This window comes from Stenotrophomonas sp. KH_052 (assembly GCF_057838755.1).
Genome location: NZ_CM174475.1, coordinates 3,558,235 through 3,573,370, shown reverse-complemented (window position 1 = coordinate 3,573,370; position 15,136 = coordinate 3,558,235). Strand labels below are relative to the sequence as shown.

10 protein-coding genes and 1 riboswitch are annotated in these 15,136 nt (G+C 66.4%); of the genes, 5 read left to right on the top strand and 5 right to left on the bottom strand.

All coding sequences use genetic code 11. From position 1 onward, the window contains the following. Window positions 1-23: 23 nt before the first annotated feature. Complete coding sequence (gene gcvP / locus AC3ITW_RS16490) at window positions 24-2,891, bottom strand: aminomethyl-transferring glycine dehydrogenase (RefSeq protein WP_489389739.1); 2,868 nt, start codon at window positions 2,889-2,891, stop codon at window positions 24-26. Window positions 2,892-2,953: 62 nt separating this feature from the next. Continuing rightward, a riboswitch (glycine riboswitch) is annotated at window positions 2,954-3,056 on the bottom strand. A gap of 298 nt (window positions 3,057-3,354) precedes the next feature. Here gcvP and AC3ITW_RS16485 point away from each other — a divergent pair. From AC3ITW_RS16485 to AC3ITW_RS16475, 3 genes are all read left to right on the top strand, one after another. Further along, the gene (locus AC3ITW_RS16485; protein ID WP_012511824.1) at window positions 3,355-4,581 is read left to right on the top strand and encodes a multidrug effflux MFS transporter; all 1,227 of its coding nucleotides are present in this window, start codon (window positions 3,355-3,357) and stop codon (window positions 4,579-4,581) included. Between the two features lie 142 nt (window positions 4,582-4,723). Continuing rightward, entirely contained in the window at window positions 4,724-5,620 is an 897-nt protein-coding gene (locus tag AC3ITW_RS16480) for a siderophore-interacting protein (protein WP_489389738.1), read from the top strand. 70 nt (window positions 5,621-5,690) lie between these two features. Continuing rightward, window positions 5,691-6,083 carry a hypothetical protein gene (locus tag AC3ITW_RS16475; protein WP_065723943.1) on the top strand — a complete coding sequence of 131 codons (393 nt, stop codon included), beginning with the start codon at window positions 5,691-5,693 and terminating at the stop codon, window positions 6,081-6,083. A 119-nt stretch (window positions 6,084-6,202) separates the two neighbouring features. Here AC3ITW_RS16475 and AC3ITW_RS16470 read toward each other — a convergent pair whose 3' ends face one another. The 4 genes from AC3ITW_RS16470 to AC3ITW_RS16455 all read right to left on the bottom strand — a co-directional run bounded on the left by AC3ITW_RS16470 (window position 6,203) and on the right by AC3ITW_RS16455 (window position 13,013). After that, the gene (locus AC3ITW_RS16470; RefSeq protein ID WP_125895308.1) at window positions 6,203-8,167 is read right to left on the bottom strand and encodes a M2 family metallopeptidase; all 1,965 of its coding nucleotides are present in this window, start codon (window positions 8,165-8,167) and stop codon (window positions 6,203-6,205) included. 599 nt (window positions 8,168-8,766) lie between these two features. After that, window positions 8,767-10,416, bottom strand: coding sequence for a phosphoethanolamine transferase (locus AC3ITW_RS16465; RefSeq protein ID WP_012511820.1), 1,650 nt, complete (start codon window positions 10,414-10,416; stop codon window positions 8,767-8,769). After that, the gene (locus tag AC3ITW_RS16460) at window positions 10,413-11,180 is read right to left on the bottom strand and encodes a phosphatase PAP2 family protein (protein WP_100435094.1); all 768 of its coding nucleotides are present in this window, start codon (window positions 11,178-11,180) and stop codon (window positions 10,413-10,415) included. The genes AC3ITW_RS16465 and AC3ITW_RS16460 overlap by 4 nt, the downstream gene beginning before the upstream one ends. Window positions 11,181-11,291: 111 nt before the next feature. Next, the gene (locus AC3ITW_RS16455) at window positions 11,292-13,013 is read right to left on the bottom strand and encodes an ArnT family glycosyltransferase (RefSeq protein WP_489390370.1); all 1,722 of its coding nucleotides are present in this window, start codon (window positions 13,011-13,013) and stop codon (window positions 11,292-11,294) included. Window positions 13,014-13,125: 112 nt separating this feature from the next. Between AC3ITW_RS16455 and AC3ITW_RS16450 the strand changes: the two genes are divergently transcribed. Together AC3ITW_RS16450 and AC3ITW_RS16445 are read left to right on the top strand one after the other, a co-directional pair. Continuing rightward, window positions 13,126-13,839, top strand: a complete 714-nt coding sequence (locus AC3ITW_RS16450) for a response regulator transcription factor (protein WP_012511817.1) — start codon at window positions 13,126-13,128, stop codon at window positions 13,837-13,839. Then, window positions 13,826-15,115: a sensor histidine kinase gene (locus AC3ITW_RS16445; protein WP_006383239.1), complete on the top strand. Its 1,290-nt coding sequence runs from the start codon at window positions 13,826-13,828 to the stop codon at window positions 15,113-15,115. Before AC3ITW_RS16450 ends, AC3ITW_RS16445 begins: the two co-directional genes overlap by 14 nt. Window positions 15,116-15,136: the final 21 nt, after the last annotated feature.

Here is a 15,136-nt window from a genome sequence, read left to right as displayed (position 1 = left end):
CTCATTTCCGATGCCGCGATGGCTTACGCCTCGACTTCGTCATCCTTGTAGGCATCGACCGGGATGCAGGCGCACATCACGTTCTTGTCGCCGTACACGTTGTCGACGCGCGCCACCGGCGGCCAGTACTTCTGCAGCTTCAGGCTCGGCAGCGGGAACGCAGCCAGTTCGCGCGGGTAGGCGTGGGTCCACTCGCTGGCGGTCACCGCGGTCGCGGTATGCGGCGCGTTCTTCAGCGGGTTGTCCTCGCGGTCCAGGCGGCCGTCTTCGATCGCGGTGATCTCTTCGCGGATCTGGATCATCGCGTCGATGAAGCGGTCCAGCTCATGCAGCGACTCGCTCTCGGTCGGCTCGACCATCAGCGTGCCGGCCACCGGGAAGCTCAGGGTCGGGGCATGGAAGCCGAAGTCGATCAGGCGCTTAGCCACGTCCTCGGCGCCGATGCCGCTGGTCTTCTCCAGCGGGCGCACGTCCAGGATGCACTCGTGTGCGACCAGGCCGTTGCGGCCGGTGTACAGGGTCTTGAAGTGCGGAGCCAGGCGCTTGGCGATGTAGTTGGCGTTGAGCTGGGCGACCTGGGTGGCCTTGCGCAGGCCTTCGGTGCCCATCATCGCGATGTACATCCAGCTGATCGGCAGGATCGACGCGCTGCCGAAGCTGGCTGCGCTGACCATACCGACCGGGCCGTGGTCGCCCAGCTTGCCCGGCAGGAACGGCGCCAGGTGCTCCTTGACCGCACACGGGCCAACGCCCGGGCCGCCGCCGCCGTGCGGGATGCAGAAGGTCTTGTGCAGGTTCAGGTGGGAAACGTCCGAACCCCACTTGCCCGGCTTGGCCACGCCGACCAGGGCGTTCATGTTGGCACCGTCGGTGTACACCTGGCCGCCGTGCTTGTGGATGATCTCGCAGATCTCCACCACCTCTTCCTCGAACACGCCGTGCGTGGACGGGTAGGTCATCATGATCGCGGCCAGGCGGTCGCTGTACTTCTCGGCGTTGAGGCGGATGTCCTCGACGTCGACGTTGCCGTTGGCATCGGTCTTGGTCACCACCACCTTCATGCCGCACATCTGTGCCGATGCCGGGTTGGTGCCGTGCGCCGAATCCGGGATCAGGCAGATGTCACGATGGTCTTCGCCGCGCGAGCGGTGGTAGGCACGGATCGCCAGCAGGCCGGCGTACTCGCCCTGCGCGCCGGAGTTCGGCTGCAGGCTCACCGCGTCGTAGCCGGTGCATTCCACCAGCATCGCTTCCAGCGAGTCGATCAGTTCCTTGTAGCCCAGCGCCTGGTCGGCCGGCACCAGCGGATGGATCTGCGAGAACTCCGGCCAGGTCACCGGGATCATCTCGGCGGTGGCATTGAGCTTCATCGTGCACGAGCCCAGCGGGATCATCGTGCGGTCCATCGCCAGGTCCTTGTCGGCCAGCGAACGCAGGTAGCGCAGCAGTTCGTGCTCGCTGTGGTGGGTGTTGAACACCGGATGGGTCAGGAATTCAGACTGGCGCAGCAGGCCGGCCGGCAGTGCGTCGGCAGTGCTGGCATCCAGTGCGTCCACATCCAGCAAAGCACCGAACACCGAAGCCACGGCGACGATGTCGGCGCGGGTGGTGGTTTCGTCCAGGCTGATACCGACCGAGTCGCTGTCGATCGCGCGCAGGTTGTAACCGGCGGCACGGGCCTTGGCGTGGATCTCTTCGGCGTGCACGCCGGTGACATGCAGGGTGTCGAAGAAGTCACCACCGACCTGCACGCCGGCCTTGCGCAGTGCCGCAGCCAGGATCGAGGCCAGGCGGTGGGTGCGGCGGGCGATGCGGGTCAGGCCTTCCGGGCCGTGGTAGACGGCATACATCGAGGCCATCACCGCCAGCAGCACCTGCGCGGTGCAGATGTTGGAGGTGGCCTTCTCGCGACGGATGTGCTGCTCGCGGGTCTGCAGGGTCAGGCGGTAGGCCGGGTTGCCCTGTGCGTCGATCGACACACCGATCAGGCGGCCCGGCATCGAACGCTTGTAGGCATCGCGGCAGGCCATGAACGCCGCATGTGGGCCACCGAAGCCGAACGGCACGCCGAAACGCTGGCTGTTGCCGACCACGATGTCCGCGCCCCATTCGCCGGGGGCAGCCAGCAGGGTCAGCGCCAGCAGGTCGGTGGCCACCGCCACCAGGCCGCCGCGTGCGTGCACGGCATCGACCAGCGCCTTGTAATCGCCCACCTGGCCGAAGGTATCCGGGTACTGCAGCAGCAGGCCGAAGCTGTCCGCTTCCAGCGCTTCGGCCGGCGTACCCACGCGCAGCACGATGCCCATCGGTTCGGCGCGGGTGCGCAGCAGTTCCAGCGTCTGCGGGTGCACGGCGTCGTGCACGAAGAAGGTGTCCGACTTCGACTTGGCCGAACGCTTGGCCAGGGTCATCGCTTCGGCGGCGGCGGTCGCTTCGTCCAGCAGCGAGGCGTTGGCGATTTCCATGCCGGTGAGGTCGGCGCACAGGGTCTGGAAGTTGATCAGCGCTTCCATGCGGCCCTGCGAGATTTCCGCCTGGTACGGGGTGTAGGCGGTGTACCAGGCCGGGTTTTCCAGGATGTTGCGCAGGATCACGTTCGGCGTGTGGGTACCGTAGTAGCCCTGGCCGATGAAGCTGCGCAGTACGGTGTTCTTGTCGGCGATCGCGCGGATCTTCGCCAGCGCCTGCACTTCGGTGATCGACTCCGGCAGCGCCAGCGGTGCCGGCGACTTGATCTTGGCCGGCACGATGGCATCGGTCATCGCATCCAGCGAGGCGTGGCCGATGACGCCGAGCATCTGTGCGATCTCGGCATCGTTGGGGCCGATGTGGCGCTCGACGAAGGCCGAATGATGCTCGAGCTCACGCAGGGAAGGGGTGTTCTGGGACATGGCGAAGGATCCGTCAGGAAAGGGCACACGCACGGGCACAAGCCGCCGGTCGGCGGTCTGCGGGGCGCCCCTCTGTCCTTTTGCCTGAGAGTTTAAAAGCGCGGCGGACCGCAGCTTCGTGCCCCTTCGGCGCCGGATCGAACCGGTCTCTCCAGAGTTCTGTTACGGGTGGTATCGGGCCTGAGCGATTACGGGCGTTGCGCCTTCGGCAGCGGTGTTCCGCTTCTCCCACCGTGTTGCCCGCCGATTATAGCCCGTTGCGCGCCGGCCGGCCGCTCCCGGGAGGCGCCGCTGCGCCTGAATGGCCGATGGCCCGGCCGTGCGTTTTGTGCATCCGTGCATGGCGCGGGGCGCAATCCCCACCTATGATGGGCGGATACCCGAATTCATCTGGCGCTGTCCCTGTTTCAGGGGACTGGCGCCCGCCGTGCGTGCCGCGCATGGCCCTGCCGGACGCCTCTCCATGACCGCCGCTGTTGCTCCTTCCACCCGCCGCATGGCCCTGCTGCTTGCTGGCCTGGCCATGTTCGGTCCGTTCTCGATCGACACCATCTTCCCGGCGTTCCCGCAGCTGGCCCAGCGCCTGGCGGTGGACGAAGTGGCGGTGCAGCAGACCATCAGCGTGTACCTGCTGTTCTACGGCCTGATGAGCCTGGCCCATGGCCCGCTGTCCGATGCCTGGGGCCGCAAGCGGGTGATCCTCGGCGGCCTGGTGATATTCGTCGGCGCCTCAGTCGGCTGTGCGCTGTCCACTGACCTGACCACGCTGCTAGGCTTCCGCGCACTGCAGGGCTTGTCGGCAGGTGTCGGCATGATCGTCGGCCGAGCGGTGATCCGCGACCTGTACCACGGCCATGACGCACAGCGGCTGATGAGCCAGGTGTCGATGCTGTTCGGCATCGCCCCGGCGATCGCCCCGATCATCGGTGGCTGGATCCTGCTCAGCGGCGCTGGCTGGCCGTTGATCTTCTGGTTCCTGGTGGTGTTCGCGCTGGTGCTGCTGGCGGCCACTGCACGCTACCTGCCGGAAACCCATCCGGTCGAGGCGCGCGTGCCGTTGTCACCGCGCGTGCTGCTGCGCGACTACGTTCGCATCGGCTTCAATCCGCGTTTCCTGCGCCTGGCGTTGGCCGGCAGCATCGGCTTCGGTGGCGTGTTCCTGTACATCTCCTCGGCGCCGGTGTTCGTGATGCAGCACCTGCACCTGGGCGAGGGCGGTTTCGCCTGGCTGTTCATTCCCACCATCGGCGGCATGACCACCGGCTCGTTCCTGTCCGGGCGCATGGCCGGGCACAGCAGCCCCACGCGACAGGTCGCCATCGGTTTCGGCCTGTGTGCGTTGTCGGTGCTGCTGAACATCGGCTACGTCGGCCTGGCGCCACAGTTCGCACTGCCGTGGGCGGTGATGCCGATCTTCCTGGGCGGCATGGGCATGGCGCTGATCTTCCCGATCCTGGCGCTGGCGGTGCTGGACATGTATCCGCACCAGCGTGGCCTGGCGTCCTCGCTGCAGGCCTTCGTGCAGCTGATGATCAGCACCGTGGTGGCCGGCGTGGTGTCGCCGCTGCTCAGCGCCAGCCCGCTGCACCTGGCACTGGGCCAGGCCGCGTTCTTCGGCGCCGGCTTCGTGTTCTGGTACTGGGAACACCAGCGCGAGCGCGCGGCGCAGGCAGCCTGCACGGGCCATTGAGCAGCACGCAGGGGTAGGGCAGGCGGCGATGCCGGCACATCCTTGCAGCCGCGGACAACCGGACTAGGCTGGGCATTCCAGCCAGCCGGTGCGTGGATGCACGACAGCCAGCCAATCCGATGTCGTCGCATGAGGTACCCCCATGGCTGCGCAGCAGACCTACCGCCTGTTCGAGGTGGCGCTGAAGGAGCGCCGCGTTCTTTCCCCTTCCCTGGACCGCATGGTGTTCACCGGTGCCGACGTGGCGCGGATGAAGACCGAAGGCCCGGACCAGCGGATCAAGGTGTTCTTCCCCTTGCCCGGCCAGGAGGTGCCACAGGTGCCCAGCGGCAAGGACTGGTATCCGCGCTACCGGGCCCTGCCTGATGAGCTGCGGCCGCCGATGCGCACCTACACCATCCGCCAGCTGCGCGCCGAGCAGGGCGAGGTCGACGTCGATTTCGTCATCCACGGCGTGACCGGACCCGCTTCGCGCTGGGCCATGCATGCACGACCGGGCGACCGCGTGGTGCTGCTGGCTCCCGATGCCGACTGTGCCGACAGCAGTGAAGGTTGGGAATGGAAGCCGCCGGCCGGTGTCGGCCAGGTACTGCTGGTGGCCGATGAGACGGCGTTGCCTGCGGTGGCGGGCATCCTCGAAGAACTGGCGGCCATGCCTGATCCGCCGCGCACGCTGGCATTGCTGGAAGTGGCCCAGGCCGGCGATGCGGTGCCGTTGAAAGCGCCGGGCACGGCCGAGCTGGTGTGGTTGCCGCGTGGGCAGGCCGCCTATGGCCAGCCGCTGTTGCAGGCGGTCCAGGAACGGCTGGCAGCGACCTCGAGCGTGGCCGATGGTGATGCTTTGGACGAGATCGACGTCGATGCGCAGATCCTCTGGGAGCAGGCCGATGCCAGCGTGGCCGGACCGCTGTATGCCTGGGTGGCCGGCGAGGCGGGTGCGGTGATGGCGATCCGCCGCCATCTGGTGCGTGACTGCGGACTGGACCGCCGCGCCATCACCTTCATGGGCTACTGGCGGCACGGCAAAGTGCTGGACTGAGCGGGGGCGTGAAGCGGTGCTGTGGGCGGGGTGCGTTATCCTTGCGCCCCCCTCGCAGCGGTACCGCACCATGTCCACCAGCTCCAAGATCCGCCGCGACCAGCGCCGTCGCCAGGAAAAGCAGGCCGCCAACAAGGCAGCCGCGCAGGCCTCGCCGGTGGAGCCGCATGCCGAACTGCGCGATGCGCAGCGCACCCTGCTGGCCGGTGTCGTGCGACGTGATGGTGAATGGGTGCTGGGCATGGATGGCCGCATCGCCGGCCAGAGCGAGAGTGCTGCCCAGGTGCTGGCCCTGATCATGCAGGCCGGTGAACTGCACGAACGCAACGGCACGCCGGTGCGCCTGGTGTACTCGGATGCACTGCGTGATGCTGCGCAGGCCGAAGCGAAGGAGAAGGGCCAGACCTTCGAGGAGTTCAAGGCCGAGCTGGCCGCCGCGATGGCCGCGAAGAAGAACAGCTGACAGGCATTTCGGTAGAGCCGGCCGCTGGCCGGCTGCCCGTTGGGTCTTCATCGCGCGATTGCCGGTCAGCGGCCGGCACTACCAGAAAGGGGCGGATCCTCGCGGATCCGCCCCTTTTTTCATTTCGCCGCCGGGGCCGCGTTGGCCTGCCAGCCGCACATCTGGCCTTCGTTCTGCTGTTTCAGCCATTCGTTGACCGGGCTGAAGTACTCGATCATCGGGCCGGCATCGAGCTTGTCGGTACCGGTCAGCTCCTTCAGTGTGGCCTGCCACGGCTGGCTGGCGCCCTTGCTCAGCATCGCCCAGTACTTCTGGCCGGCTTCCTTGTTGCCGTAGAAGGTGCACTCATGCAGCGGGCCCTTGTAGCCGGAGGCATCGCACAGGCCCTTGTAGAACTGGAACTGCAGGATGCGCGCCAGGAAGTAGCGGGTGTACGGGGTGTTGCCCGGCACGTGGTACTTCGCGCCTGGATCGAAGAACTCCTCGCCGCGGGTGCTTGCCGGGGCCACGCCCTGGTACTTGGCCTTCAGGTCCCACCAGGCCTTGTTGTAGTTGTCGGCGGTGATGGAGCCATCGAACACGCCCCAGCGCCAGCGGTCGATCATCAGCCCGAACGGCAGGAACGACACGCCCGACAGCGCCATGCGCATCTGGTTGTTGATGACCGCCTCGCGGCTTTCGGTCGGCGCATCGACCAGGCCGATCGAGCTGAGGTACTTGGGCGTCATCGCTAGCACGATGGTGTCACCGATTGCTTCATGGAAGCCATCGTTGGCACCGCCCTGGAACAGCGGCGGCAGCGGGTTGTAGGCCAGGTCGTAATAGATGTGGCCCAGCTCGTGGTAGATGGTGGTGAAGTTCTCTTCGTTCGGCTTGATGCACATCTTGGTGCGCACATCGCCTTCCATGTTCATGTCCCAGGCACTGGCGTGGCAGACCACGTCGCGGTCGTCGGGCTTGATGAACTGGGTTTTTTCCCAGTAGGACTGCGGCAGCGATGGCATGCCCAGCGACACGTAGAAGTCCTGCGCGCGCTCGGTCATCTGCTTGGCGGTGCGCAGTTCGGCCTCGCGCTGCGCCTTGTACTGCGCCGCTACGTTGGCATCCTTTCCGGCCTTGGCCAGCGCCGCGCTCAGATTGGTCTGGTACTGCTTTTCAAGCGCAGCGGTGATGTCCAGGCTGCCGGCACCCGGGTACGGTTCCAGCTGGTCCCACAGGTTCGACCAGTCCTGCTGCCACATGTTGCCCAGCAGGTGCGCGGCGATCAGGCCGTTGCCCACTTCGGCCTTGTCCTTGCCGTAGGTTTTGTCCAGCTTGCCGCGTGCATAGCAGTGCAGCTGCTCGTACATCGGCTTGACCTGCTCCCACAGGCGGTCGGTTTCCGGGCCGATCTGCTCCGGCGGCATGTCGTAGCCGCTGCGCCACATCTGCCCGGCATCGGTGAAGCCCATGCCCTTGGCGCCTTCGTTCACCAGGCCGACGAACTTCTGGTAGTCGCCGCGCATGCTCTTGGTGGTGCTGTGCCAGCCCTGCCATGCGTCGAGCTGCTTGTCGTAATCGCGGCTGCGCGCCAGCACCTGTTCCAGTTCGCCCAGCTGGCGGCAGGAGTTCGGATCGTTGGCATCGGTGCAGTACTTGCCGGCGCCGTAGCTGCCTTCCATGCGGGTGGCGATCTGGGTCAGCTCGGCCAGCTTGGCCGGGTCACGCGGTGCCGGCATCGAGGACATCAGCTTCAGCAGGTGGATCGCGCGCTTGCTGTCCTCGCTCATCGGCTTGCCATCGAACTTGGCGGCCTGTTCGATCCAGCTGTTGAGCTGGGTCAGCGAGCGCTCGTTGGCCTTGGCCGCGATGCGTTCCGAATCACTGTTGATGTAGGTGGAGGACAGCCATTGCGCCGAGGTCATCTCCGGGTAGGCGGCCTTGAATTCGGCATTGATGCGGGCCACGAACTGGTCGGCGGTTTCGCCGGCCGGGGCGCTGCTGCTGGCGGTATCGGTGCCTGGCGCAGCTTCCTTCTTGCAGGCGGCCAGGGCCAGCGTGGCGGCGGCGATTGCCGAGGCCAGCAGGAGATGACGGTGTTTCACGGGCGATCCTTGGGTGGTGAACGACGGCCGAAGGCTAGTGGGCAGTCGCCGCCACCGCAAGTGGCGGAAGTCGGCCGGGCGGCGCCCGGCACCCGCAGAGGCCTTCAAGCAACGGCAACGTCAACTTCAAAAGCGGGGATTCCGTTGGATGGCGGGGCGGTGTGGGCTTGCAGGACACGCCGTAAACCCATCCATGGGGGCTCGATGGCGCCATCCATGGCGCCAACGGTCCTGCAAGCCCACACCGCCCCACCTCTGACAGATCGCTGCGGCTGTTGGTGGGTGTCGACCTTGGTCGACACATCTGTCAGGTATCGACAATCAAAATGGGGTCAGATCCGTTTTCCGGAGGAAAACGGATCTGACCCCAAGGTCGTTTCATCAGGTCGCGGAAAACTGTCGAAGGCGGGGTGGGTCCGGTGGCGGGAGTGTCCGCGGCATGGATGCCGCGGCCAAGCCCCCAGGGATGGGTTTACGGCGTCTCCCGCCACCGGACCCACCCCGCCATCCCAAGGAATGCACGCTGTTGCTGTTGCTTCGGCCGTTGCGGTTGCGGTTGCCTCTGCAGGTGCAGGGCTGCAAGCCCTGCCGAACAACCCTCAACCCTCGCAGTTGGCGAACACGTCGCGATCGCGCTCGTACAGCGATGTCTTCACCTGCATCAGGCCCAGCACCGACGGGAACAGGTTGTCGTGGTCGGTATACGCTGCCGATCGTGCACGCAGGCACTGCAGGTTCAATCCGCGGCTGCTGGCGAAGCCCTGCGAGAACCACATCGTCATCGGCACCCGGGTCTGCTCGGCCGGGGCGATGGCGTAAGGCACGCCGTGCAGGAACAGACCCTTCTCGCCCAGCGACTCGCCGTGGTCGGACAGGTAGATCATCGCCGTGTCGTATTCCTGCATGCCCTGCAGCGTGCCGATGGTCTTGGTCAGGAAGTGATCGGTGTACAGCACGGCGTTGTCGTAGCTGTTGGTGATTTCTTCGCGCGAGCAGCGGCCGATGTCACGGGTGTCGCAGGTCGGGGTGAAGCGTCGGAACGCAGGTGGGTAGCGCTCGAAGTAGGCCGGGCCATGGTTGCCCAGCTGATGCAGCACCACCACCCGGTCACCCGGTTTCGTACGTACCTGGGTGGCCAGGTCCTGCAACAGGATCTCGTCCATGCAGCGGCCATCGGCGCACAGGCCCGGGGTGGTCGCGTCGGACAGCGACTGGAAATCCAGGCCCTCGCACACGCCCTTGCAGCCGGACTGGTTGTCACGCCACAACGGGGCGATGCCGGCGCGGTTCAGTACGTGCAGCAGCGACTGGTGCGCGCGGATCTTCTTCTCGTCGTAGTCGTGGCGGCCCCACGGCGAGAACAGGCACGGCAGTGAAACCTCGGTGCTGGTGCCGCACGAATGCATGTCGGGGAAATTGACCACGCTGGCCTGGGCCAGTTCCGGGGTGGTGTTGCGGCCGCCGTTGAGGCCCCAGTTCTGCGCGCGCACGGTCTCGCCCATGACGATCACCAGCAGCCGCGGCTTGCTGGCCGGGGCGCGTGGGGTGGCCTTGGCGTCGGTGCCGATCGGCAGCTTCGGTGCGCGCTGCACCGGGTTGTCGCCACGCAGTGCACGCGGCAGGCCCAGCAGCACATTGGCCGGGGTGGCCAGGTAACGCACTTCGCGCTGGTTGCGCATCAGTGCCGAAACATCCTGGAACGAAATCAGCGCACCGCCGAGTGCGGTCACCGCCGCCACCACCAGGAAGCCGATGCGCCACAACAGGCTGTGGCCCCAGCTGCGGCGGCGCAGCTGCACGCGCCACAGCACCACCATCGGCAGCACTGCCAGCAGCAATAGCGGCCACAGCAGCGACACGGTCATCAGCTCGCGGCTTTCCTTGGGATCGGTCGCCAGCACATTGCGCAGCATGTCCGCATCCAGATAGATGTGGTAACGGCTCATGTAATGCGCAGCGAACGCGGTCACCAGCAGCAGCACGCTGATCACCACCTTGGCGTTCCAGCGCCAGACCAGGATGCCCAGCAGCAGGCCGTGCGCGCCCAGCAGCAACAGCAGCAACGAAAGCGCGTAGCGCAGGCTGCCCGGATGGCTGGCCATCGCGCTGTGCCAGAACAGGCCGTTGCCGGCCACCGCGAAGAACAGGCTGGTCAGCGTGATCAATGCTTCGGTGGACAGCTGCGGACGCCAGCGCAGAAGACCCGCCAATGCAGGGAGGCGGGCGGGGCGTTGGACCGATGCACTCATGCGTTCGCCTCCTGGCGGTTGGGACGGTCCAGCTGATGGCGGATCAGGACGCGTTTGACGATCAGGTACAGGCCCAGCGAAAGCAGCCAGCAGATCATTGCAGTGGCGATGTCATGGGAAAGGAAATGGGCGCCGCGCAGTTGCTGGCCGATGCCGAATACCAGCCCGGCGCCGAGGCCGATCCACAGTCCGGCCCAGCGCCAGGCAGGACGCCACAACAGCGCGAAGAAGTACAGGCACAGCCAGGCGTAGCCGGCGCTGGCGTGGCCAGCGGGGAAGCAGGCCTGGGGCGACATGCCGCTTGGGCGCACGGTGAGCAGCCCGATGAAGGGCTGGTTGCCGCCATAACGCAGCAGGTCCCAGGGGCATTCCATCGGCACCAGTGATTTCAGCAGAGAGATCACACCGGTGCCCAGCGCCATGGCAATTACGACATAAAGCAGCGCCCACCGCAGGGTGCGATCGCGACCCTTACGCCAGTGGTGGAAGCACAGCAGAATCGCCACAAGGGCTGCTGCCGTGCTCAGCCATTTGCCGGCTTTGTGCACCAGTGTGCGGGTGACCCATGCGTCCTGCAGTGCCCAATGGCCGCCTTCGAGGCGGAACAGATGATCGGCCACCCACTGGTCGCCGCCGAAACCCATCAGCAGCGTAAACACGGGCAGACCGATTGCAACAGGCAGCCAGAGGTGAGTTACGGCAAATTTTGACGCCAGTGGCGATGTCGCAAGCGGTGCTACCGAATCAATGGGCTGGACGGGCATGTGGGGAAGGGGCGGTTCGGGAATCCGCGGTCATGCTCGTCACCTGGATGTCGGAGAAGGGTCGGACGCTCGTTCGTGCCGGGTTAATGCTTGCCCGGCACGCGCCTACGTTCAGTCTTCTTCGGCAGTCGACCCGGTGCGTTCGGCATGGCATTCCGCGTCCCACGCGGTAGCGGGAAGCAGTTGCCAACGATTGCGATTGGCAACACCGATATCAATCACTTTGGCCGGGTCCACGCAGGGGCTCATCGCATCGTCCAGTACCAACAGCCAACGTTTCTCAGGCGCCTGAGCCAGCCATGGGCCGGCGTCGTGCCACTGCTCTGCCCACGGTCGCTTGAAGCCGAACTCGCGCACCGGGCGGTCGGCCTGCAACAGGTTCTGTTCGCGCCAGGCGACCAGGGCCAGTTCGGCGTCCGGGCCGATCCGCGCGCCAACCCTGCGCATCAGCGCCGAGGCCGAGGCGTAGGGATCCAGCGCTGGAATCAGCACCAGGCCGTAGAGCATCCACAGCATGCCGTGGGTGAGCAGTACCAGCGTTGCAGCACGACGTATCCGCAACCACACGATCAGCGTGGCCAGGGCGATGGCGAAGGTCAGCAGGCCATCACCGAGCACCGGCAGCAGGGTGTCCGGCATTGCACGGCGTTCCAACTGGGCCACCGCCCAGGGATGCTCGGTCATCAACATCACGCCGAGTACGCCGGTGGCCAGCATCAGCACCATGCTGTAGCCGAACAGGTAGCGGCGTACGCACAGCCGACGCAGCAGGCCCGGCAGCAGCGGCGCGACGGCCAGGGCCAGCGCCGGCAGCATCGGCAACAGGTACACCTCGCGCTTGCCCGGGCTGGCGCTGAAGAACACCAGCACCAGTACGGCCCAGCCCAGCAACAGCCACTGGCGACGGTCGCCACGACGCAGGCGGCGCCACCAGGGCTTGAACAGCATCGGCAGCAGCAGGCTGCCGGGCAGCCATAGTGTGAGGATCACCTGCAGGTAGTACCAGACCGGCTGCCGGTGGTGCCATGCATTGGCGTAGCGGGTGCCGGTCTGCTTGAACAACAGCTCATGTGCGTAGGCCTGCAGTTCGGCGCTGGGTGAATGCAGCAGGGCCCAGCCCAGCGGCGCCAGCCACACGCCCACGCCCAGCAGGAACGCGGGAATCAGCCACAGCAGGGTGGCAGGATGCGGGCCGTCCACGGTGTACCCGCGACGGCGCTGGAACAGCCACCAGCCGAACCAGGGCAGCACCATCAGCAGCGGCAGGAAGCCGACGCCCTTGGTCACGGTACCCAACCCGGCAGCAAAACCGGCCAGCCACAGTGCGGGAAGGTTGCGACGTTCACACAGATGACGCATCAGCCCCCACAGGGCCACGGTAGTCATGCCCACCAGCACCATGTCGATCTGCGCGCGCTTGGCCATCAGCCCGAACTGCAGGGTGCAGAACAGCGCTGCCAGCGCGTACATCGCATGCCGGGGCGACCACAGCCGCCGCGCCAGATCCGACACCAGCCACAGACTGAGCAGGGCACCCAGCAATGAGGGCAACAGGAACGACCACTGCCAGCTGCCGACAATTTCGTAGGCGGCCGCCTGCAGCCACATGAACACCGGCGGCTTCTCCGCGTACAGCTCGCTGCCACGGTGCGGCAGCAGCCACTGCCCGCTCTCGACCATGGTCCTGGCTGCCAGCACGAATCGCGGCTCGTCCGGCGGTTGTGGCTGCCGGAGGCCGATACCCGCTGCCAGCGCAGCGATGATCAGCAGCCACAACAGGGGCAGGCGCCATTGGCGGGGCAAGGCTACGGGCACGGCAGGCTCCGGGAGCAAAACAGCCACTCTGAGGTGACGAAGGTGGAAAAAGCGTCAGAACGGGACAGGGTGACCGCATTCCGACATGAGCAGCGCTACCATGCTACGAACTTCCGTGGATGTTTCGTGCATGCGTCTGTTGGTGATCGAGGACAACCGCCAGCTGGTGGCCAACCTGTTCGACTATTTCGAGTCGCGCGGGCACGTGCTCGACGTGGCTCCGGATGGCATCACCGGCCTGCATCTGGCCGGCAGCCACCCCTACGATGCGGTGATCCTGGACTGGATGCTGCCGCGCATGGAGGGCCCCGAGGTGCTGCGCCGGCTGCGCGCCGAGCACGCGTCGGAGGTGCCGGTGATCATGCTGACCGCGCGCGATGAGCTGCCGGACAAGATCGCAGGCTTCCGCGCTGGAGCCGATGATTACCTGACCAAGCCGTTCGCGCTGCCCGAGTTGGAGGTGCGGCTGGAGGCCCTGCTGCTGCGCGCGCAGGGGCGCAACCCGCGCAAGCGGCTGCAGGTCGGCGACCTGGTGCTGGACCTGGCGACCCTGGAGGCCCAGCGAGAGGGCCAGGTGCTGCACCTGTATCCGGCCTGCCGCAAGTTGCTGGAGGTGCTGATGCGGGCCAGTCCCGGTGCGGTCACCCGCCAGCAGCTGGAATTTGCCCTGTGGGGCGACGAGCCGCCGGACGGCGACCTGCTGCGCTCGCATGTCTACGAGCTGCGCCGCAGCGTCGATGGGCCGTTTGGCGAAAAGCTGATCCATACCCTGCCGCGGGTTGGTTATCGGTTGGCCGTGACCACCGGCAGCGACGCCGGCAAGGATCCTGATGAAGGTGCGTAAGCCCGGCCCGCTGTACCGGCGCGTGCTGTGGTGGTTGCTGGGGTACCTGGCGCTGCTGTCACTGGCGGTGTTCAGCGTTGGCAACTACGTGCATGAGCATGCCGAGCACGCGGCCTGGCGCGCGCTGCTCAATTCCGAGCTGGACAGCATCGTCGAGCATGTCGAACACGAGCCGCATTACCGCTGGCAGGATTCGGACACGCTCAGCCTCTACCGCTTCGATGCGATCAACCTGCCCGACAGCCTGCGCACCCTGCATCCCGGACTGCATGACGGGGTGATGGTGAAGGGCCGCGAGATGGCGGTGATGGTGCGCGAGACCCAGTCGATGGGACGGGTGGCGCTGGCGCTGGATATCTCCGACTTCCACGACCTGGAGCAGTTCGCGACCCGCTGGGTGATGCTGGCCGGCGTGATCATGATCTTCGTTACCGTGCTGATGGCCTCGTTCGGCATGGAGCGGATGGTGCGCCCGCTGAGCCTGCTGGCCCAGCACATTGCCACGTTGCGGCCGGGGGCGCAGGGCCAGCGCATCGATGTTGATCCGCGTGGCAGCTCCGAGCTGCACACGATTGCCGATGCCCTGAACGACTACCTGGATCGCAACGAGCAGTTCGTCGAACGCGAGCGGGTCTTCATCAGCACCGCCAGCCATGAACTGCGCACGCCGATCGCGGTGATGACCGGTGCCGCCGAGCTGGCGCTGGAGCAGCCGGGCCTGCCCGAACGTGCGCGCCAGCAGATCCAGCGCGTGTTGCGCACCGCACAGGGCGTGGAACAGCTGATCGAGCTGCTGCTGGTACTGGCCCGCGACCCCGATCGCCTGGCCTCGCGTGCCGAACGCATCGCGCTGGACCAGTTGCTGCCGGAGATCGTCGACGACCATCGCCACCTGCTTGGGGACAAGGACCTGAGCATCGGTATCCAGGCGGCACCGGTGGACATCGTTGCGCCGCTGGCGGTGGTGCAGGCGGCGATCGGCAACCTGCTGCGCAATGCCATCGAGAACAGTGGGCGTGGCCATATTGAGCTACGGCTGAGTTCGTCGGCGGTGCTGACTCTGCAGGATCCCGGTCATGGCATGAGCCCCGAGGAGATCGCGGCGATCCATGCGCGGATGGCGCGGGGCGAGCGAGCCGACCGCGGCGGCATCGGCCTGGACCTGATCGCGCGGCTGTGCGAACACCTGGGCTGGACCCTGCAGCTGCAACCCTGCGAACCGCGTGGCACGCGGGCGAGCCTGGACTTCAGCGCCTCGCGTCCCACATCGCGGTAGTGCCGGTCGCTGGCCGGCAAC